The organism is Amycolatopsis sp. NBC_00438 (assembly GCF_036026695.1).
In the GTDB taxonomy this organism is placed as follows: domain Bacteria; phylum Actinomycetota; class Actinomycetes; order Mycobacteriales; family Pseudonocardiaceae; genus Amycolatopsis.
Genome location: NZ_CP107923.1, coordinates 6,865,919 through 6,886,740, shown reverse-complemented (window position 1 = coordinate 6,886,740; position 20,822 = coordinate 6,865,919). Strand labels below are relative to the sequence as shown.

The following is a 20,822-nucleotide window of genomic DNA, read 5'->3' as shown; positions in this document are numbered from 1 at the left end:
AGCGACGCCGCAGTTCGAAGTCCCCGCAAGCGAGTCCCAGCCAGAGGCGACACCGCAACCGGAAACCTCCGCCGCGGAGTTCCCGACCGAAGCCGAACCGGCGCCCCGATCTGAAGCTCCCGCAGCGGAGGTGCAGGCAGAACCGGTCCCGACCGATTCCGCGCGCCATCCGGCAGTGTCCGACACCGAGCACGCGTTGCCAGAGTCTGGTGAGGCGCCGTCCGCCCAGGTGAGTGGCGAGGCTGCATCGCTGCCGGAGCCTGCCGAGCAGGTGACGCGACCCGAACCGCCCGTAGACGCAGAGGTCGACTCGTCGGACTCGAGTTCCGGGTCACCTGCCGCAGAGCCTGTTTCGCTGTCCGGCGAGTCCGTGCCGGAGCCTGATCAGGCTGTCGAGTCGCCGACGGTCACCGAGCCCAATTCGTCCGCCTCACCTTCGGTGGCATCGGTTGCGGAGCCCGCTTCGCAGCACGGCGAGTCCGTACCCGATCAGCTCGCTGAGCCGTCGACGGTCACGCAGGCTGCCTCGGCCTCGCCCCCGGATGCCGCCGATGCGGTGCCTCACGTCGAGCCCAGGCCTCCGCAGCAACCCGAGCCGTCTGCTTCACAACCGGAGGAATCCGCAGGGGCGCAGGCTGCGGGTATCGATCTGACGACTTCGCTCACCGGTGCGCCTGCTGAGCCTTCGGCGCCGCCGGCTGCCTCGCAGCCTGCGGTTTCGTCGCCGGCTCCGCCCGCCGCTCCGGCTGGCGGGCAGCCGGAGCAGCCCGCTGTTCGGCCGTCTGCACCGCAGGCTTGGCAGCCCGGTACGCCCAGCGGTCCCGGTACGTCACAGCCTGGCGGACTCGTTGCGCCGCAGGCCGGTCCGCCACGTGCCTCACAGCTGGGCCAGTTCGCGGCTCCTCCCGCGGCGACGTCTTCGCCGCAGCACGGCGAACAGGGTGGCCCGGCCCAGCCCGGTCAGCCCACCTCACCGCCTCCTGAGCCGCAGGTCGGCCAGCAGGGTGCGCCCATGTCGTCAGGACCGCAGCCCGGTTCAGCCATGCCGCCGGTATCGCAGCCCGGCCACTCAGGCTCGGCTGTATCGCCTGGACAGCAGCCTGGTCAGCCGGGTTCAGCTGCGCCGCCTGGACCGCAGTTCGGTCAGCCGGGTTCGGCCACACCGCCAGGACCGCAGGTCGGCTCGGCCATGCCTCCGGGCTCGCAGACCGGCCAATCGCAGCCCCTGCCAACCTCGGCGTCGCCCCAGACCGGCCAACCGCAGGCCAGCCCGCCTCAACCGCAAGCACCGCAGGCCGGGCCGCCTCAGCCGCCCACCGGCCCGCCGCAACCACCGGCGCCCACTGGCCAACCCCAGGCCGCACCGCAAGCCGGCCAACCCCAACCTCAACCCCAGCAGCCCGCAGGACTGCCCCAGCCGCCGGCAGGTCAACCCCAGCCGTGGGTCCCCGCCAACGGCCCTGCCCGGCCCGCGCAGACCCGGCAGCCCGCCAAACCCGTCTTCCCCGGCCCGGAATCGACCCCGCAGTCCTTCCCGAACCGGCACGCCGCCCCGGTCCGGCCCGTCTTTCCCGGTCCGAACTCCGCGCCCCGGCCGCCGAGTCCGGAGGTTCCGCCCGTCTTCCCCGGGCGGGAGCCGCTGCCGCAGCCGAGTGGGCAGGACGCCGATACCCCGCCGCGCGGTACCGCCATGCCTTCCCGTGGCTGGTTCGACGAGATCGATGATCAGCCCGCCGAACCCGAGGCGCCGCCGGAGTTCGGGCCCACCGGGCAGCCGACCGAGATCCCCTACCGGTACAAGCGCTGACAGACTCGCCCCGGGATGCCAGGCTTGGGGCATGGCCAAAGACCCGAACCCGGACCCGGGGTGGTACTACAACACCCGCACCAACCAGGTCGAGCACCTCGAGCGCTCGCGCAGCGTCGACCTGCTCGGCCCGTACCCCGACGAGGCCACCGCCCGCCGCGCCCTGGACATCGCCAGGGAACGGACCCGGCAGGCCGACGCCGACGACGCCGACTAGACGACCACCTGCGGCCCCAGCACGAACTCGGGGTCCACTTGCGCGGCGAGGTCGGCGCCCGCCCAGGCCTGGGCGTTGCGCAGGTGGAACTCGACGGCTTGACGCTGGTAGCGCGCCCAGTCGCGCTGCTCGGCGTCGACCGCCGCGTGCATCGTGCGCAGCGTCGACAGGTTGCGCGGCTCCAGCTCGCCGATCGGGCGGGTCGTGCCGCGCTCGGCCGCGCGCACGTGCCGTGACGCCGACATCCACCCCAGCAGCGCGTCGCCGACCTGCTCCTGCAGGAACTCGACGTCCTCGTCGTCCGTCACCTTGTTGCCGACGACGACGAGCCGCACGCCGAAGTCGCGTGCGTAGTCCGCGTACTGCCGGTAGACGCCCACGCTGCGCACCGTCGGCTCGCACACCAGGAACGTCACGTCGAACCGGGTGAACAGCCCCGACGCGAAGGCGTCGGCGCCCGCGGTCATGTCCATCACGACGTACTCGCCGTCGACGTCGACCAGGTGGTTCAGCAGCAGCTCCGCGGCGCCGACCTTCGAGTGGTAGCACTTGACGCCGAGGTCGTCCTCGTCGAACTGCCCGGTGACGCCGAGGCGCACGCCGCCCAGCTGCCGGAAGCACGTGTCGAACACGGGGTTGTCCTCGAACGGCCGGACCAGCCGCGATCCGCGCCCCGGCGGGGTCGTCTTGATCATCGACGCCGCGTCGGCGATCCGCGGGTTGTCGCCGCGCAGGTAGTCCTTGATCAGGGCCATGTTGTCGCCGAGCGTCGGCCAGGCGAGCGCTTCCTCTTCGGTCGCGCCGAGCGCCACCGCGAGGTGCTGGTTGATGTCGGCGTCGATGGCCAGCACCGGTTTGCCGGCGTCGGCGAGGTACGCGACGAACAGCGACGACAGCGTGGTCTTGCCGCTGCCGCCCTTGCCGACGAACGCGATCTTCACGATCGGATCCCTTCTTGGCAATGAAGACGGTTTTCATTATTGCGGAAGTCAACGTACACCCGACCGGCCCAAGCCCGATCGGGCGATCGCAGTGGCGGTTCCCGGGCCGTTCGCGGGTTAGGGTTGGGGGGTGCCTCCCCTCGTGATCAGGACACACTCGGCGGGCGGGGACTTCGGCCCCCTTCGCGCCGAGTTTTCGCTGCCGGAGTCCTTCGGGCCCGAGGTGCTGGCCGAAGCCGAAGCCGCGGTCCTGGATCCGCTGGCCGCGGCCGGGCCCCAGGAGGACGCGACGGACCTGCCGTTCGTCACCATCGACCCGCCCGGCTCCAAGGACCTCGACCAGGCGATGGTCGTCGAGCGGACCGCGCACGGCTTCCGGGTGCACTACGCGATCGCCGACCTGGCCGCGTTCGTGCCGCCCGGCGGCGCGCTGGACCGGGAGTCGCGGCGGCGCGGGCAGACGCTCTACCTGCCCGACGGCAACGTCCCGCTGCACCCGCCGGTGCTGTCCGAGGGCGCGGCGAGCCTGCTGCCCGGCGAGATCCGGCCCGCGGTGCTCTGGACCATCGACACCGACGAGGCGGGTGAGCCGACGGCGACCCGGGTGCGCCGCGCGCTGGTCCGGTCCACCGAGCAGTTCGACTACGAGACGGTCCAGGCCGCGCTCGACGCCGGAAATCCGCACCCGTCGGTGGCCGCGCTGCCCGAGCTGGGACGTCGGCGGCGCGAGCTGGCCGTCCGGCGTGGCGCCGTCGAGCTGCAGCTGCCCGAGCAGGAGATCAGCGGCGACCCGGACGGCGGCTGGGTGCTCGCGCGCCGCCCGCGCACCGTCGTCGACGCCTGGAACGCCGAGATCTCGCTGCTCACCGGGATGGCCGCCGCGCAGATCATGATCGACGCGAAGATCGGCGTCCTGCGCACGCTGCCCGACCCGGAGCCCGAGGCCGTCGACTGGCTGCGCCGCTCCGCCGAAGCGGTCGGCATCGCCTGGCCGGCGGCCGACACCGTCTCGGAGTTCCTGTCCCGGCTGGATCCCCGCCAGCCCGCGGCGATGGCGATCTACGCGGACACGACGCGGTTGCTGCGCGGCGCCGGCTACACGGCTTTCGACGGCGAACTGCCCGCGCTGACGACCCACGCGGGCATCGGCGGCGCGTACGCGCACGTGACGGCGCCGATCCGGCGGCTGGTCGACCGGTTCGCGACGGAGATCTGCCTCGCGGTTTCGGCCGATCGCGAGGTGCCGGAGTGGGTCCACGCGGCGCTCACCGACGTCCCGGACCGGATGACGGCGTCGGACACCCTGGCCGCGAAGGTCGAGCGGGCCTGCATCGACCAGGTCGAGGCGTGGGTGCTGGCCGAGCACGTCGGCGGCGAGTTCAGTGCCATCGTGCTGCGCGCGGACGAGAACAAGGCCGAGATCCTGGTCGAGGACCCGACGGTGATGGCGAAGTGCGCGGGGGAGAAGCTGACCGCGGGCGCGCGCATCGGCGTGCGGCTGACCGCGGTGGACGTCGAGAAGCGGAAGGTGTCGTTCGAACGCGCATGAGCCCTCTCGTCGACGATCTCGGGGAGCCGGTGCCCTTGGACGGTCCCGCGTCCCGGGTGGTGTCGCTGGTGCCGTCGCTGACCGAAGCCGTCGAGGTCAGCGCGCCCGGCCGGCTCGCCGGGGCCACCGACTACTGCACCCATCCGTCCACTTTGGACGTCCCGCGGGTGGGTGGGTCGAAGTACCCGAAGCTCGACCGGGTGCTGGACCTGGCGCCCGACCTCGTGCTGGCCAACTCGGAGGAGAACCGGCCGGAGGACGTTGAACGGCTGCGCGCCAACGGGATCCCGGTCTGGGTGATGGAGGCGTCGGCCTCGGTCCCGGCCGCGCTGGGTTCGCTGCGGCGGATCCTGACCCAGGCGTACGACCTGGCGGAGCCGGACTGGCTGGTCGCGGCCGAGGAGATCTGGCGCGAGGTGCGCCCGGTCCGGTTCCACGCGGTGGTCCCGGTGTGGCGCAAACCGTGGATCGTCCTGGGCCGCGAGACGTTCGCCGGTGACGTCCTGCGCCGGGTCGGCGTGGCGAACGTCTACGCGGGTTCCGAGGAACGCTACCCGCGGCCGGACGTCGAGGAGCTGCGCGCGCACTTCGCGGCGGACGCGGACCTGCTGGTGCTGCCGGACGAGCCGTACTTGTTCACCGAGGAGGACGGCCCGGACCACTTCCCGGACGAGCGCTACGTCCTGGTCTCGGGCCGCCACCTCACCTGGTATGGCCCTTCCCTGGTCGACGCCCACGCAATGCTGCTGGAGGCCCTGCCAAAGCCGTGAAGGGCACCTTCAGGGACATAGAGTCCCTGAAGGTGCCCTTCACGGCTTTGGGCTACAGCGTCAGGCCGGTCAGGACCGTTACCCGCTCCTCCGTGAAGTCCGCCATCGCCGACGCCGGGCCTTCGCGGCCTACGCCCGAGTCCTTCACGCCGCCGTACGGCATCTGGTCGGCCCGGAAGCTCGGGACGTCGCCCACCAGAACCCCGCCGACCTGCAACGCGGCCGAGACCGAGAAAGCCGTCGGGAGGTCTCGCGTGAACACGCCTGCCTGCAGCCCGAAGCGGGACGCGTTGATCCGCGCCACTCCCTCCTCGACCGACGCGACGCGGATCAGCGAGACCACCGGGCCGAAGACCTCGTTGGCCATCACCGACGCGTCCTCCGGGACGTCCGCCAGCACCGTCGGCTCGAAGGTCGCACCGGACCGCGAACCACCGGTCAGCAAGCGACCGCCTGCAGCGACAGCAGCGGAAACCCACGAGGAAACCCGAGCGGCCGCGTCCTCATTGATCATCGGGCCGACGTCGACACCCTCGGCGCGCGGGTCGCCCGTGCGCAGAGCGCCGACCTGCGAGAGGACCTTCTCGGCCAAAGCGTCGAAAACGTCAGCGTGCGCGTACACCCGCTGCACCGAGATGCACGACTGGCCGGCCTGGTACATCGCGAACGTCGCGATGCGCTGCGCCGCGAAGTCGAGGTCCGTCCAATCGGGACAGACGAGGACCGCGCCGTTGCCGCCCAGTTCCAGCGCGACGTGCTTGCGCGGCACGCTGTCGCGGATGCTCCAGCCGACCGGGACCGAGCCGGTGAACGACACCACCGGCAGCCGCGGGTCCTGGACCAGCCGCGACGACGTCTCGTTGTCCACCGGCAGGATCGACCACGAGCCCGCCGGAAGATCGGTGGCAGCCAGGATCTCGCCCAGCAGCAACGCCGTCAGCGGCGTCGCGGGCGCGGGCTTGAGCACGATCGGCGCGCCGACCGCGATCGCCGGGGCCACCTTGTGCGCCACCAGGTTCAGCGGGAAGTTGAACGGCGTGATGCCCAGTACCGGTCCGCGCGGCACACGCCGGACCAGCGCCAAGCGCCCGGTACCACCCGGGTCGGTGTCGAGGCGCTGCAGCTCGCCGGAGAAGCGGCGGGCCTCCTCGGCGGCCCAGCGGAACGTCGACACCGCGCGGCCGACCTCGCCGCGCGCCCACTTCAGCGGCTTGCCGGACTCGGCCGTGATGAGCTGGGCGATCTCCTCGGACCGCTCACCCAACGCCCGGGACACGTGGTCCAACGCCCCGGCGCGGACGTGTGCGGGCAGCGTCGCGAACTCGTCGCGGACGTCGTGCGCGGCCTGGACCGCGGCCTCGACGTCCGAAGTGGACGGTACGAAGTGCGAACCCGCCTCCGAACCGTCGTAGGAATGACGCACAAGTGCGGTCGCGCCGCCGGTCACCGGCTTTCCGGCGACCCAGAAGGGGAAAGTCACGAGCGAGCCTCCGTGCGGACAGCGTGCTCGAGGACCGAAAGGCCCTCGTCGAGCAGGTCGGTGGACAGCGAGAGCGGCGGCAGCAGGCGGACGACGTTGCCGTAGGTGCCGCAGGTCAGCACGATGACGCCGGCCCGGTGACAGGCCGCCGCGACGCGCTTGGTGAGGTCGGCGTCCGGCTCGGTCGTGCCCGGTCGGACGAACTCCGCGGCCAGCATCGCGCCGCGGCCGCGGACGTCGCCGATCACACCGGTTTCGTCGGCCAGCGCGCGCAGCCGCGGCAGGACAAGACCTTCGATGCGCTTCGCCGACGCCGCCAGGTTCTCGGATTTCATCGTCGCGATCGAGCCGAGCGCGGCGGCGCAGGCGATCGGGTTGCCGCCGTACGTGCCGCCGAGGCCGCCGGGCGCGACGGCGTCGAGCAGTTCGGCGCGGCCGGTGACCGCGGCGAGGGGCAGGCCGCCCGCGATGCCCTTGGCCGTCGCGACCAGGTCCGGGACGACGTCCTCGTCGTTCGACGCGAACCAGGAACCGGTGCGGCAGAAGCCGGTCTGCACCTCGTCGGCGACGAACACGACGCCGTTTTCGGCGCACCAGGCCGAAAGTGCCGGCAGGAAGCCGCGCGCGGGCTCGATGAACCCGCCCTCGCCCTGGATCGGTTCCAAAACGACGGCGGCCACCTGGTCGCCGCCGATCTGCTTTTCGATCCGGTCGATCGCCAGCGCGGCCGCCTCGGCGCCGGACAGGCCGTCGCGGTACGGGTACGAGCCCGGCACGCGGTAGACCTCGGGCGCGAACGGGCCGAAGCCGTGCTTGTAGGGCACCGACTTCGCGGTCATGCCCATGGTCAGGTTGGTGCGGCCGTGGTAGGCGTGGTCGAACACGACGACGGCCTGGCGCCCGGTCGCGACGCGCGCGATCTTCACGGCGTTCTCGACGGCTTCCGCGCCGGAGTTGAACAGCACCGACTTCTTCGCGTGGTCGCCCGGTGTCAGCTCGGCCAGGGCTTCGCACACCTCGACGTAACCCTCGTACGGCGTGACCATGAAACAGGTGTGGGTGAACAGCCCGGCCTGCTCGCGGACGCGGTCGACGACGGCCGGCGCGGAGTGCCCGACGCTGGTCACCGCGATGCCGGAGCCGAGGTCGATCAGGACGTTGCCGTCGGCGTCGGTGAGCAGGCCGCCGACGGCGGAGGTGACGTAGACGGGCAGCACCGAGCTGACCCCGGCGGCGACCGCGTTGACGCGGCGTTCCTGCAGCTCGCGCGAGACGGGGCCGGGGATCTCGGTGCGCAGCCGGCGCTGCCGGGGTGCCGGGGCCTGCGGCTCGGCGGTGGTGCTTGCGGTCACGGCGTGCTCCTCCGGACGGGGGTGGACGTCCCCAGGATGAGCTGCGGCGCGGCTGCCGTCAGCTGGCCGTTCTGGCTATTTCGAGGCGTAGGATTGGCCGTTATGGCACTCACCTTGCGTGGCCTGGCCGCCGACCGCCCGCTCGGCCTGCGCGTGCTGACCGGCGACGCTCTCCTGGACCGCCCGATCGGCTGGGTGCACCCGACGGAACTGACCGACCCGCAGGCGTTCCTCGAAGGCGGCGAGCTGCTGCTGACGACCGGCCTGGCCCTGGACGAGGAGACGTCCCCCGCGTATGTGCGCCGCCTGGTGGACGCCGGCGTCGCGGGCCTCGGCTTCGGCGTCGGCCTGAGCCACGACGAGGTGCCGGCCACGCTGATCGCCACCGCGGCCGAAGTGGGGCTGCCGCTGCTGGAGGTGCCGCGCGAGACGCCGTTCATCGCGCTCACCCGCGCGGTCTCGCGAGCGGTGGCGGCCGACGAGTACGCCACGACGGTCCGCATCGGCAAGGCCCAGCAGGAACTGACCCGCACGGCGGTCGGCAAGGGCGGCCCGGCGGGGGTGCTGCGCAAACTGGCCAAGCTGATCGACGGCTGGGTCCTGCTCTTCGATCGCACCACGGTCACCGAAGCCGCTCCGGCGAGTGCACGGGCGTACGGCGCCTCGCTCCGCGAAGAGCTGGAGCGCCTTCGCACCGGCACACGCGTGGTGCCGGTGGGGGAGGACGAGGTGGTGCTGCAGACGCTCGACACCAGCGCGCGCCGCGTGCTGGCGGTCGGTACCGCGGTGCCGCTCGACACGGCCGGCAGGCACATCGTGAACACCGCGGTTTCCGTGCTTTCCCTTGCGCTGGAACAGGATCGTGCGCAAGCCTCGGCGCGGCAGGCTTTGCGGTCGGGCCTGGTGGAGCTGCTCGTCGGCGGGCAGGACGAGCTGGCGCTGCGGGTGCTGACGACGACGGGTGCCGAAGCGCCGGAAGGGCCGTGGTCGGTGCTGGTGTTCGCCGGCGCGGCCGCGTCACGGCGCAAGCTCCTGGACGCATTGGAAGGCGAGCCGTTGTTCGCGGCACGCTGGGACGCGTTGGTGGTGGCCTTCGGCTCGGGTCAGGTGATCGACACGGTGGCCGACGCGGCGCTGCGGATCGGCGGCCTCCACGGCGGTGTCGCCGGGCCGGTGTCCGCGGCGGACTTCGCGGCCGGCCTGGAACAGGCGGAGCTGGCGGCCCGGGCGGCGGAAGCCGAGGACAAGATCCTGTTGTCGGCGGCCGAACACACCGGCCGCGGCCTGCTGTCCCTCATCGATCCGGTGGTGGCGCAAGCGTTTGCCCACGGCCTGCTGGCCCCGCTGCGCGAACACGACGAGACCGGCCGCGGCGACCTCGTCGGCTCGTTGCGCTGCTGGCTGGAACACCACGGCCACTGGGACATCGCGGCGGCCCGCCTCGGCGTCCACCGGCACACGCTCCGCAACCGGATCCGGAAAGCGGAGGAACTGCTCGGCCGTGACCTCGACTCACCGGGCGTCCGCGCGGAACTCTGGGTGGCTCTCCAGACCCAGGCCTGACCCGAACGCCCCAAGGCCATATGGGGTCGCTAGTCCGCGTTCACCAGCACGATCGGCGAATCCCCGCACCGACGCAGCACCGGACCGGGCTCCGCGCCCGACGACCACCAAGCCGGCACGTCCACCTCGCGCACCAGCGACCCCGTGGCCTGCCGGACGCTGTTGGACACGATCACCCGCCCCTGCGCGTTCAGCAACGCCGCCCCACGGCCCAGCGACCGCAACCGCGGCCGGACCGCGCGCTCGAACTCGCGCACGTACACGTCCGCGCCCACCACACCCGCGAAGGCACCCGCCGAAAAGACCGGGATCGTGAACGTCAGGGTGTACTCGTCGGTGCACAGATAATCGACGTACGGGCCGTTGATGTGCCGCCGCCCGGTGTCGCGCGGGACCGTGAACCACGACTGGCGCGTGTAGTCGAGGAAGTTCTCGCTGCCCGGGTCGAGGCTGATGAACAACTGGGACGGCGGCTCGCAGGCAGAGCCGGTCCACCACTCGAAGCCGAACTCCGAGTCCGCGAGCACCCGCGGCGCGCTGACAAAACCGGCGCCCACGATCAGCCCGCCGAGGGCCTCGGTGACGGCCGGGCGGATCCGGTGCAGCGCCGAGGCGAGCGGAGCGTCGGCCAGCACCGACTCGGCCGCCGCGAGCAACGGCTTCAGCCGGTCGAAAACCCCTTCCACCAACGCGGAAACCTGCTCGACGACCTCGTCGCCGGCCAGCGTGCGGGTGTCGTCCACGGTGCTCACCTCGATGCGCGGGTTGGGACGGAGCTTACGGGGCGAGCAAGTCCAAGTGCACGTCCGCGAGCCGGTCGAGCGCTCCGAGGACGTGCTCTTCGGTGAGCTTGCGGGCCAGGTCGCCATCGGCCGCCGCGATCGCCGCGGTGATCGCCGCGTGCTCCTCGTGCGGGTGCGTGCCGAGCGGCAGCCACAGCAGCCCGCCCAGCTCCCGTTGCAGCTGGACCTCTTCGTGCGTCAGCCGCGTCGACTGCGCGGCCGCGGCGATCTCCAGGTGGAACTGGCGCTCCGCCCGCGTGAAGTCGATGCCGTGGGCCGTGCGGAGGTCGTCGGTGGCCAGGCGCAGCCGCTCGACGTCTTCGGGGGAGCTGCGCTCGGCGGCGAGCTTGGCGGCGGCCCCGGCGATCGCGAGGTAGTGGTCGCCGACGTCGCGCAGGTCCGACAGCGACACCTCCTGCAGCCGCTCGCGCCAGACGTCCGCGGGCGGGTTGGCCGGCGTGCGGACGAAGCTGCCGCCGCTGCGTCCCCGCCGCGTCTCGACCAGGCCCTGCTGCCGCAGCGCCACGAGCGCCTCCCGGACTGTCACGGTGGAGACGCCGAACTGCGCGGCCAGGTCGGCCTCGCTGGGCAGCTGCTCCTCGTCGGCGAGCAGGCCGAGGGTGATGGCGTCGACGAGCCGCGCCGCCACCGCCTCCGCCCGCCCGATCTGCCCGAGCGGGGCGAACATGGCGGAGCGCGCGCTGTGCGACATCCCCTGGCGCATCGTGCCCCTTCGGCCGTCGGAGTACCCGTTCGCACCAATCTTGCCTGATCCGCTTGTCCTATTACATATGGACTTATATGTTTTAGCTCCCGTGAACCCGAGGGAGTCACCGTGCAGGAGCTGAAGCACTACGTCGGCGGCGCCTACGTCGAGTCCAAGTCGGGCCGGACGGCGGAGATCACGGACCCGGTCACCGGGCTCCCCTACTGCACCGCGCCGATCGCCGGACCCGACGACGTCGACCACGCCCTGCGGGTCGCCGCGGCCGCGTTCGAGACCTGGCGCGCGACGACGCCCGCCCAGCGCCAGCTCGCGCTGCTGAAGATCGCCGACGCGCTCGAAGCCCGCGCCGACGAGGTCGTGCGCGTCGAATCCGCGAACACCGGCAAGCCGATCGCGCTGACCCTGGCCGAAGAGATCCCGATGGTCCTGGACCAGGTCCGGTTCTTCGCCGGGGCCGCGCGCGTGCTCGAAGGGCGCTCGGCCGGCGAGTACCTGGAAGGCCACACGTCGTTCGTGCGCCGCGAGCCGATCGGCGTCTGCGCCCAGGTCACGCCGTGGAACTACCCGCTGCTGATGGCCATCTGGAAGATCGCGCCGGCGCTCGCCGCGGGCAACACGGTCGTGCTCAAGCCGTCCGACACCACCCCGGCCTCGACGCTGCTGCTCGCCGAGATCGCCGGCGAGTTCCTGCCGCCGGGCGTGTTCAACGTCGTGTGCGGCGACCGCGACACCGGCCGTGCCCTGGTCGAGCACGAGATCCCGGCCATGGTGTCGATCACCGGCTCGGTCCGCGCGGGCATCGAGGTCGCTCGCAGCGCCGCGAACGACGTCAAACGCGTGCACCTGGAGCTGGGCGGCAAGGCGCCAGTCATCGTCTTCGGCGACGCCGACATCGAAGCCGCCGCCGAAGCCATCGCCGTCGCGGGCTACTTCAACGCCGGCCAGGACTGCACGGCCGCGACCCGGGTGCTGGTCGCCGACGAGGTGCACGACGAGTTCGTCGGCGCCCTGGCCCGGCAGGCCGAGGGCACGAAGACCGGCAAACCGGACGACGAAGACGTTGCCTACGGCCCGCTCAACAACGCGGCCCAGCTGGACAAGGTGGCCGGGTTCATCGACCGCCTGCCGAAGCACGCGACCGTCCACTGTGGAGGTAGAAGGGTCGGCGACGAGGGCTACTTCTACGAGGCCACGGTCGTCTCCGGCGTCAAGCAGGACGACGAGATCAGCCAGAACGAGATCTTCGGCCCGGTCATCACCGTCCAGCGGTTCTCCGACGAGGCCGAAGCGCTGACCGACGCGAACGCCGTCCAGTACGGCCTCGCGTCCTCGGTCTGGACCCGCGACCACCAGCGGGCGATGCGCCTCGCGGCGAAGCTCGACTTCGGCTGCGTCTGGATCAACACGCATATCCCGCTGGTCGCCGAAATGCCGCACGGCGGTTTCAAGAAGTCCGGCTACGGCAAGGACCTCTCGCTGTACGGCCTCGAGGACTACACCCGGGTCAAGCACGTCATGAGCGCTCTGTGAGGCTGGCGATGCCCAACCAAGCACCTTCCGACACCCGGGCGGAACCCGCGTCGACCAGCGACGACGGCCGCCCCGCCGTCCGGCTTTCCGGGCTGCGCAAGCACTTCGGTGACGTCCACGCGGTCGACGGCGTCGACCTCGACATCCCGCCGGGCGAGTTCTTCTCGATGCTCGGCCCGTCCGGCTCCGGCAAGACGACCGTGCTGCGGTTGATCGCCGGGTTCGACCTGCCGACCGAGGGCACGATCGAGCTGGCCGGCCGCGACGTCAGCCGCCTCGCGCCGTTCGAGCGCGACGTCAACACGGTGTTCCAGGACTATGCGCTGTTCCCGCACATGAGCGTGCAGCAGAACGTCGAGTACGGCCTGCGCGTGAAGCGCGTCCCGAAGCAGCAACGCCGTGAGCGCGCGCTCGAGGCCCTCAAGACCGTGCGGCTGGACGACTACGGCTCCCGCAAGCCGGCGCAGCTCTCCGGTGGACAGCGTCAGCGCGTCGCGCTCGCCCGCGCGCTGGTCAACCGGCCCAAGGTGCTGCTGCTCGACGAGCCGCTCGGTGCCCTCGACCTCAAGCTGCGGCTGGCGATGCAGCTGGAGCTCAAGCAGATCCAGCGGGACGTCGGCATCACGTTCGTCTTCGTCACCCACGACCAGGACGAGGCGCTCACCATGAGCGACCGGATCGCGGTCTTCAACGACGGCAGGATCGAGCAGGTCGGCTCGCCCGAAGAGGTCTACGAGCGGCCCGCGAGCGCGTTCGTCGCGGGGTTCGTCGGGACGTCGAACCTGCTGGGCGGCCGCGGCGCCGAGTCCGTGATCGGCCGGCCGGGCCTGTTCAGCATCCGTCCGGAGAAGATCCGCATCGACGACGAGCTGTCCGAGCCCGCCGCCGCGGGGGAGACCAGCGCGACCGGCACGGTCACCGACGTCGTCTACGCCGGCGCGACCGTGCGCTACTCCGTCGCCCTCGACGCCGGCGGCCAGCTCTCGGTCGTCCGCCAGAACACCGACGGCGCCCTGGCGACCGGCCGCGTCCGGCTCAGCTGGCGCCACGAACACAGTTTCCCGGTCAGTACCCCGGAAGGAACGCCATGAAGAACAGGAAGACGCGGCTTGCCGGACTCCTCGGCGCCAGCCTGCTGTTGGCTGCATGTGGCACGTCGGGCACGAGTTCCTCCGCGCCGCCCGGCGCGCAGGGGTTCACCCCGCCGAAACTGGAGGCGCTGAAAGCGCTCGGGCAGCCGGAAGGCCAGCTGAACGTGCTGGCCTGGCCCGGATACGCCGAGAACGGCTCGAACGACCCGAAGATCAACTGGGTCACGCCGTTCGAGCAGCAGACCGGGTGCAAGGTGAACGTCAAGCCGTTCGGGACGTCCGACGAGGCCGTCACGCTGATGAAGACCGGCCAGTACGACGTCGTCTCGGCGTCCGGGGACGCGTCGCTGCGGCTGGTGGCCTCGGGTGACGTCGAGCCGGTGAACACCGCGCTGGTGCCGAACTACGCCGACGTCCAGCCGTTCCTCAAGGACAAGTCGTGGAACAGCGTCGGCGGCGTCGCCTACGGCATCCCGCACGGCTGGGGCGCGAACCTGCTGACCTGGCGCACCGACAAGGTGACGCCGGCGCCGGGTTCGTGGTCGGTGATGTTCGACGCGAACTCGCCGTACAAGGGCAAGGTGATCGCGTACGACTCGCCGATCTACATCGCCGACGCCGCGCTGTACCTGATGGCGCACCAGCCGGACCTGGGCATCAAGAACCCGTACGCGCTGGACGACAAGCAGTTCACCGCCGCGGTCAACCTGCTCAAGCAGCAGCGCCCGCTGGTGTCGGAGTACTGGTCGGACTACCTCAAGGAGTCGCAGGCGCTGAAGAACGGCGACGCCGTCGTCGGTACGGCCTGGCAGGTCACGGTCAACCTGACCAAGGGCGAGGGCGCGCCGCTGGAGTCGGCCGTGCCGAGCGAAGGCGCCACCGGGTGGTCGGACACCTGGATGGTCGCGGCGAAGTCGGCGCACAAGACGTGCGCGTACAAGTGGCTCGACTACATCGTCAGCCCCAAGGTGAACGCCCAGGTCGCCGAGTACTTCGGAGAGGCGCCGGCGAACACGAAGGCGTGCGCGGAGATGACGGACAAGACCCTCTGCGACACCTACCACGCCAGCGACTCGGCGTACGCGTCGAAGATCGCGTACTGGACCACGCCGATCCCGCAGTGCCTCGACGGCCGCACGGACGTCAAGTGCAAGGACTACGGCGAGTGGACCAAGGCCTGGACCGAGATCAAGGGCTGACATGACCGCGCTCTCGGCCTTCTTCTACCGGAAACCGAAGCTGCGCTTGGGTTTCCTGCTCTCGGCCCCGCTGCTCTGGCTCGGCCTGGCCTACCTGGGCGCACTGGCCGCGTTGTTCGTGACGGCGTTCTGGCACACCGACGCGTTCACCGGCCAGGTCGTCATCGAGTGGTCGCTGGACAACTTCACGACGTTGTTCAGCGACGCGGTGTACCGCACGATCACCTTCCGCACGGTCGGGATCGCGGCGCTCGTGACCGTGATCGACGCCGTCATCGCGTTCCCGATGGCGTTCGCGATGGCCAAGCTGGCGTCGCCGCGGGCACAGCGGATCCTGGTGATCGCGGTGATGACGCCGTTGTGGGCGAGCTACCTGGTGAAGGCGTACGCGTGGCGGTCGATGCTGTCCGGCAATGGCGCCTTGAACTGGCTTTCGCCCGGTTACGGCGTCACGGCGACGATCATCACGCTGTCGTACCTCTGGCTGCCGTACATGATCCTGCCGATCTACGCGGGCCTCGAGCGGCTGCCGGACTCCCTTGTGGACGCTTCGGGCGACCTCGGCGCACGCTCGTTCCGGACGTTCCGCTCGGTGATCCTGCCGCTGACGTTCCCGGCGATCGTGGCGGGCTCGATCTTCACGTTCTCGCTGTCGCTGGGGGACTACATCGCCGTGAAGATCGTCGGCGGCACGTCGCAGATGCTCGGCAACGTCGTCTACGACAACATCGGCGCGGCCAACAACCTGCCGTTCGCGGCGACGGTGGCGACCGTACCTGTGGTGATCATGCTCGTCTACCTGGCCGCGGTGCGCCGCACCGGCGCGCTGGACAACCTCTAGGAGTGTCGGCGTGCGGACGTCTCGGGTGCTCTTGTGGACGGCGCTGGGTCTCGGCCTGGCGGTGATCTACTTCCCGCTGCTGGTGGTGCTGCTGAACTCGTTCAACGCGGACACGACGTTCGGCTGGCCGCCGTCCCGGTTCACCCTCGAATGGTGGAGCCGCGCGTCCTCGAACGAAGGTGCGTTGAACGCGTTGTGGACGAGCGTCCAGGCGGGCCTGGCGGCGACGGCGATCGCGTTGCTGCTGGGCACGATGGCGGCGTTCGCGTTGCAGCGCTACCGGTTCTTCGGCCGCAACCCGGTGTCCCTGCTGATCATCCTGCCGATCGCGCTGCCGGGGATCGTCACGGGCATCGCGCTGAACAACGCGTTCCGGACGATCCTCGGCATCAACCTGGGCCTGCTGACGGCGATCATCGCGCACGCGACGTTCTGCATCGTGGTGGTGTTCAACAACGTCGTCGCGCGGCTGCGGCGGATGGGCGGCAACCTGGAGGAAGCGTCGATGGATCTCGGCGCGACGGGCTTCACGACGTTCCGCCTGGTGACGTTCCCGATGCTGCGCTCGGCGCTGCTGGCGGGCGGGCTGCTGGCGTTCGCGCTGTCGTTCGACGAGATCATCGTGACGACGTTCACCCTGGGCACGGGCATGGAGACGTTGCCGATCTGGATCTACAACAACCTGTTCCGCCCGAACCAGGCGCCGATCGTGAACGTGGTGGCGGCGGTGCTGATCGTCGCGTCGACGGTGCCGGTGTACCTGGCACAGCGCCTCTCGGGCGACACGGCTTCCGGCGGCCGCCTCTAGTACCCAGGTCTGCCACGACGACTTGCACCGAACGTTCGGCGGGCTACGGGCGGAACGCGTCCGTCGCGGCGCGCAAGGCGGCCAGGACGCCCGGGTCGGTCACCGCGTGCCCCGCGCCCTCGATCAGCTTCAGCTCCGACCCCGGCCACGCCTTGTGCAGCTCGTACGCCGTGGTCGGCGGGCACACCGCGTCGTAACGGCCCTGGACGATGACGCCCGGGATGCCGGCGAGCTTGCCCGCGTCGCGGATCAGCTGGCCGTCCTCGAGCCAGGCGCCGTGGGTGAAGTAGTGCACCGCGAGCCGGGCGAACGTCAGGGCGAACGCCGGTTCGGCGTACTGCTGCACGAAGGATTCCTGCGGGTACAGGGAAACCGTCGCGCCTTCCCATCTGCTCCACGCGACCGCCGCGACGTCGCGGACCCGGGCGTCGGCGAGCAGGTCGGCGTACGCGGACAGGGGGTCGCCGCGCCGGTCTTCGGGGATGGGCGCCAGGAAGGCCTCCCACTCCCGCGGGAACAGGTTGGCCGCGCCGCCGCGGTAGATCCAGTCCAGCTCGCTGCGCCGCACGGTGAACACGCCGCGCAGGATGATTTCGCTGACGCGCGACGGGTGCGTCTCCGCGTAGGCGAGGGCGAGGGTCGCGCCCCACGAGCCGCCGAAGACCTGCCACCGCTCGATGCCGAGGCGTTCGCGCAGCAGTTCCATGTCGGCGACCAGGTGCCACAGCGTGTTGGCCGTGAGGTCGGCGGCGCCCGGCGTGGACTGCCCGGCGCCGCGCTGGTCGAACAGGACGATCCGGTAGGCCCCGGGGTCGAAGTGCCGGCGCGCCATCGGCGCGATCCCGCTGCCCGGCCCGCCGTGCAGGACCACGACCGGCTTCCCGTCCGGGTTGCCGGCTTCCTGGCAGCGGATCCGGTGCCCGTCGCCGACGTCGAGGAATCCTTCGGCCCGCGCGGGGAGAGGCGGGTAGAGCTCGTCCATGCCCGACACTCTGCCGGACGGAACCTGGTCGCTGTCCCGGTACCCCGCCGCCGGGATTGGGGACAGCGACCAAGGAAAGTGGGGGCCCGCCCCCGCCGCCGGGCTGAGCGGGCCCCCAGTCTGTGACACGTCAGCGTGACGCTGTCGCGAATCCTGGAGGGCGGCGCACGAGGGCCGTGAAAGTCAGTTCCCGCTCACGCATTCCCATCCTCCTCGTCGAGGGTCCGAACCTTGTCGTGGCGGCGACGGGCTAAACGGTAAGCCACGATCCGAACAACAGTCAAGGACATGATTGATGTTCATATACGTGAACACGCGCTGAGAGCACGCTGAGTGAGAAGGTCCCCCTTGCCCGCCGTTAACGAATGCGCCGGTACGTTCCGGTGTCGGGGTCGGGGAAACGCTGTACGAAAGGCACGGAATGTCCGCGGTGACCTATGTCGAGGCGATTGTCGTCGGCGCCTTGCAAGGGGTGTCGGAATTGTTTCCGGTGTCCAGTCTCGGCCACAGCATCCTGTTGCCCGCCTGGCTCGGCGGCCAGTGGCAGCAGGACCTGAGCATCGGCAAGGATTCCCCCTACCTCGCGGTGCTCGTGGCGATGCACGTGGCGACCGCGCTCGCGCTGGTGCTGTTCTTCCGGAAGGACTGGGTCCGGATCATCGCCGGCCTCTGGACGTCGGTCCGCGACCGCGAGGTCCGCACGGCCGACCAGCGGCTCGCGTGGCTGCTCGTGCTCGCCACCATCCCGGTCGGGCTGGCCGGCCTGCTCTTCGAAGGCCTGTTGCGCGACTACCTCGGCAAGCCCGTGCCGGCGGCGATCTTCCTCACGCTCAACGGCGGAGTCCTCTACGCCGCCGAGAAATTCTCCCGGCGACGTCCCGAAGAGAATGACGACACCGTGGACTTCTCGGCCGAGGAAACGCTCGTCCTGCGGGCGGTCACCGTCGAGGAGGCGACCGACGTCCGGCTGGCGAAGCTGCGTGTCGGCGAAGCCGTCCTGATCGGTGCCGCGCAGATCTTCGCGCTGTTGCCGGGTATCAGCCGCTCGGGCATCACGATGGTCGCCGGGCTGCGTCGCGGGCTGGGCCACGAGGACGCCGCGCGGTTCGCGTTCCTCCTTGCCACCCCGGTGATCCTGGCCGCGGGCGTGCTGAAGATGCCGACGCTGTTCGCCCCGGAGAACCACGCCTCACTGGGCCCGGCGCTCGTCGGCAGCGTGATCGCCGGCGTCGCCTCGTACATTTCCGTCCGTTTCCTCACGGGCTACTTCGAAACGCGCACGCTGACACCGTTCGCCATTTACTGCGTGGTCGCCGGAATCGCCAGCCTGATCTTCTTCGCGGTCTGACGTGCCCCTGACTTTCGACGTTCCCGCGGTGCTCGTGGTGCTCGCCTTGGGCGGGCTCTACCTCCGGGCGACGCGCCACCGTGCGGTCCGGTGGCCACCGGGCCGCACGGCGGCGTTCCTCACCGGGCTCGCGACCATCCTCGTCGTCACCTGCTCGCCGTTGGCCTTCTACGACCGGACGTTCTTCTGGGTTCGCGCGGTCCAGACCGTCACGCTGCTGATGATCACACCGCTGCTGCTGGCCTTGGGCGCGCCGATCCGGTTGCTGCTCGACGTCACCCCGGCCCGCTGGCTGCGACGGCACGGTCGCGGCCCGGTGGCCCGCGCGCTGACCTTCCCTCCGGTGATCACGCTCGCCCTGGTCGCCCCGGTCCTGGTGCTCTACCTGACTCCGCTCTACGACCTCACGCTGAGCTCGGCGGTGGTCGACGGACTGGCCCGGGCGGTGCTCGTCCTGTCCGGGTTCCTCTACTTTTGGACGCGCCTCGGGCTCGACCCGACCCCGCGCGCGGACCCGCACCTGGTGTCGGTGTGGATCGCCTTCACCGAGGTCGTCTTCGACGGCGCGCTCGGCCTGGTGCTGTGGCTCGGCCCGCTGCTCGCGCCGGCGCACTACGAAGCCGCGCACCCGGGCCGGGGCCCGGACCCCCGCACCGACCAGATCGTCGGCGCGGGGGTGCTGTGGATCGGCGGTGACGTCGCCGGGCTGCCGTTCGTCATCGCGTTGTTCGTCCGCTGGGCCCGCGACGACGAGCGGCGCGCGAAGCAGATCGACGTCCAGCTGGACGAAGAAGCCGCTGCGGGCGCCGCGTCGACGTCGGGGCTCTGGTGGGAGAACGACCCGGCCCTGGCCGACCGGTTCAAGGGCCGGGGTTAGTCGTGGAACGCGTGTTCGGGTGCCGGGAACTCACCGCGGCGGACGTCCTCGGCGAACGCCGTCGCCGCGTCCTGCAGCACCGTCGCGACGTCGGCGTAGCGCTTGACGAACCGCGGCGCCTTGCCGCGCCGCAGCCCGGCCATGTCCTGCCAGACGAGCACCTGCGCGTCGCAGTCCGGCCCGGCGCCGATGCCGACGGTCGGGATCGCCAGTTCCGCGGTGACGCGCTTCGCGGCTTCGGCGGGCACCATCTCCATCACCACCGCGAACGCCCCGGCCTCCTGCAGCGCCAGCGCGTCGGCGAGCAGCACGTCCGCTGCTTCACCGCGCCCCTGCACCCGGTAGCCGCCGAGGTTGTGTTCACTCTGCGGGGTGAACCCGATGTGGCCCATCACCGGCACGCCCGCCGCGGTCAGCGCCTCGACGTGCGCGGCGAACCGGCGGCCGCCCTCCAGCTTGACGGCGTGCGCGCGGCCCTCCTTCATGAACCGCACCGACGTCTCCAGCGCCTGCTGCGGCGAGAGCTGGTAGGAGCCGAACGGCAGGTCGGCGACCACGAGAGCGCGCTTGACCGACCTCGTCACCGCCCGGACCAGCGGCAGCAGCTCGTCGACCGTCACCGGCAGCGAGGTGTCGTAGCCGAAGACGTTGTTGGCCGCGGAGTCGCCGACGAGCAGCACGGGGATCCCGGCCTCGTCGAACAAAGCGGCGGTGTACATGTCGTAGGCGGTGAGCATGGGCCACGGTTCGCCGCGTTCCTTGAGCTCGCGCAGGTGGTGCACGCGGACCTTCCGGCCCGGACCCGGTGCCGCGGGCGCGGCGGATCCGGTGCCGTAGGGCGCGGCCACTTCTTCGGAGGCGGGCTTTTCGGTGGCTGACATCGTCGTCGACCGTCCTTCCCTCGGGGCCTGGGTGAGGTCCCCGGGTCGTGGAGCAGATGCGTCTCAACAGGCGTCTC

General features: G+C 71.0%; 18 protein-coding genes. 11 read left to right on the top strand and 7 right to left on the bottom strand.

Annotated elements, in window-relative coordinates; all coding sequences use genetic code 11:
• The first annotated feature begins 1,838 nt into the window (after positions 1-1,838).
• On the top strand, positions 1,839-2,024 hold the full coding sequence (locus OG494_RS30885) for a hypothetical protein (protein ID WP_328444687.1): 186 nt from the start codon (positions 1,839-1,841) through the stop codon (positions 2,022-2,024).
• Here OG494_RS30885 and OG494_RS30880 read toward each other — a convergent pair.
• On the bottom strand, positions 2,021-2,965 hold the full coding sequence (locus OG494_RS30880) for an ATP-binding protein (RefSeq protein ID WP_328444685.1): 945 nt from the start codon (positions 2,963-2,965) through the stop codon (positions 2,021-2,023). The genes OG494_RS30885 and OG494_RS30880 overlap by 4 nt on opposite strands.
• Before the next feature lie 142 nt (positions 2,966-3,107).
• Between OG494_RS30880 and OG494_RS30875 the strand changes: the two genes are divergently transcribed.
• Positions 3,108-4,514 carry an RNB domain-containing ribonuclease gene (locus OG494_RS30875; protein WP_328459071.1) on the top strand — a complete coding sequence of 469 codons (1,407 nt, stop codon included), beginning with the start codon at positions 3,108-3,110 and terminating at the stop codon, positions 4,512-4,514.
• A complete protein-coding gene (locus OG494_RS30870) occupies positions 4,511-5,284 on the top strand; it encodes a helical backbone metal receptor (RefSeq protein WP_328444683.1) in 774 nt (257 codons plus the stop codon). The genes OG494_RS30875 and OG494_RS30870 overlap by 4 nt, the downstream gene beginning before the upstream one ends.
• A gap of 52 nt (positions 5,285-5,336) precedes the next feature.
• Here the strand turns inward: OG494_RS30870 and OG494_RS30865 are convergent, their stop codons facing one another.
• Both OG494_RS30865 and gabT read right to left on the bottom strand, forming a co-directional pair.
• Complete coding sequence (locus OG494_RS30865) at positions 5,337-6,764, bottom strand: aldehyde dehydrogenase family protein (RefSeq protein ID WP_328444681.1); 1,428 nt, start codon at positions 6,762-6,764, stop codon at positions 5,337-5,339.
• Positions 6,761-8,116, bottom strand: coding sequence for a 4-aminobutyrate--2-oxoglutarate transaminase (gene gabT / locus OG494_RS30860; protein WP_328444679.1), 1,356 nt, complete (start codon positions 8,114-8,116; stop codon positions 6,761-6,763). The genes OG494_RS30865 and gabT overlap by 4 nt, the downstream gene beginning before the upstream one ends.
• A gap of 102 nt (positions 8,117-8,218) precedes the next feature.
• On the opposite strand from gabT, the gene OG494_RS30855 reads away from it, so the two are divergent.
• Positions 8,219-9,679 (top strand): PucR family transcriptional regulator, encoded by a 1,461-nt coding sequence (locus tag OG494_RS30855; RefSeq protein WP_328444678.1) that lies wholly within the window; start codon positions 8,219-8,221, stop codon positions 9,677-9,679.
• Positions 9,680-9,708: 29 nt separating this feature from the next.
• On the opposite strand, the gene OG494_RS30850 is transcribed toward OG494_RS30855, so the two are convergent.
• Both OG494_RS30850 and OG494_RS30845 read right to left on the bottom strand, forming a co-directional pair.
• Entirely contained in the window at positions 9,709-10,422 is a 714-nt protein-coding gene (locus OG494_RS30850; protein ID WP_328444677.1) for a cache domain-containing protein, read from the bottom strand.
• A gap of 34 nt (positions 10,423-10,456) precedes the next feature.
• The gene (locus OG494_RS30845) at positions 10,457-11,185 is read right to left on the bottom strand and encodes a FadR/GntR family transcriptional regulator (protein WP_328444676.1); all 729 of its coding nucleotides are present in this window, start codon (positions 11,183-11,185) and stop codon (positions 10,457-10,459) included.
• 111 nt (positions 11,186-11,296) lie between these two features.
• Between OG494_RS30845 and OG494_RS30840 the strand changes: the two genes are divergently transcribed.
• The 5 genes from OG494_RS30840 to OG494_RS30820 are packed head-to-tail and all read left to right on the top strand — an operon-like array spanning position 11,297 to position 16,657.
• Entirely contained in the window at positions 11,297-12,718 is a 1,422-nt protein-coding gene (locus OG494_RS30840; RefSeq protein WP_328444674.1) for a gamma-aminobutyraldehyde dehydrogenase, read from the top strand.
• A gap of 8 nt (positions 12,719-12,726) precedes the next feature.
• Complete coding sequence (locus tag OG494_RS30835) at positions 12,727-13,809, top strand: ABC transporter ATP-binding protein (RefSeq protein ID WP_328444673.1); 1,083 nt, start codon at positions 12,727-12,729, stop codon at positions 13,807-13,809.
• Positions 13,806-15,008, top strand: a complete 1,203-nt coding sequence (locus tag OG494_RS30830) for an ABC transporter substrate-binding protein (protein WP_328444671.1) — start codon at positions 13,806-13,808, stop codon at positions 15,006-15,008. Before OG494_RS30835 ends, OG494_RS30830 begins: the two co-directional genes overlap by 4 nt.
• Position 15,009: 1 nt before the next feature.
• The gene (locus tag OG494_RS30825) at positions 15,010-15,849 is read left to right on the top strand and encodes an ABC transporter permease (RefSeq protein WP_328444669.1); all 840 of its coding nucleotides are present in this window, start codon (positions 15,010-15,012) and stop codon (positions 15,847-15,849) included.
• A 10-nt stretch (positions 15,850-15,859) separates the two neighbouring features.
• Complete coding sequence (locus OG494_RS30820; protein WP_328444667.1) at positions 15,860-16,657, top strand: ABC transporter permease; 798 nt, start codon at positions 15,860-15,862, stop codon at positions 16,655-16,657.
• Positions 16,658-16,700: 43 nt separating this feature from the next.
• On the opposite strand, the gene pip is transcribed toward OG494_RS30820, so the two are convergent.
• A complete protein-coding gene (gene pip, locus OG494_RS30815; protein ID WP_328444665.1) occupies positions 16,701-17,639 on the bottom strand; it encodes a prolyl aminopeptidase in 939 nt (312 codons plus the stop codon).
• Positions 17,640-18,060: 421 nt separating this feature from the next.
• Between pip and OG494_RS30810 the strand changes: the two genes are divergently transcribed.
• On the top strand, positions 18,061-18,987 hold the full coding sequence (locus tag OG494_RS30810; RefSeq protein WP_328444663.1) for an undecaprenyl-diphosphate phosphatase: 927 nt from the start codon (positions 18,061-18,063) through the stop codon (positions 18,985-18,987).
• A gap of 1 nt (position 18,988) precedes the next feature.
• Positions 18,989-19,864, top strand: a complete 876-nt coding sequence (locus OG494_RS30805) for a cytochrome c oxidase assembly protein (protein ID WP_328444661.1) — start codon at positions 18,989-18,991, stop codon at positions 19,862-19,864.
• On the opposite strand, the gene panB is transcribed toward OG494_RS30805, so the two are convergent.
• The gene (panB, locus tag OG494_RS30800; RefSeq protein ID WP_328444659.1) at positions 19,861-20,745 is read right to left on the bottom strand and encodes a 3-methyl-2-oxobutanoate hydroxymethyltransferase; all 885 of its coding nucleotides are present in this window, start codon (positions 20,743-20,745) and stop codon (positions 19,861-19,863) included. The genes OG494_RS30805 and panB overlap by 4 nt on opposite strands.
• Positions 20,746-20,822: the final 77 nt, after the last annotated feature.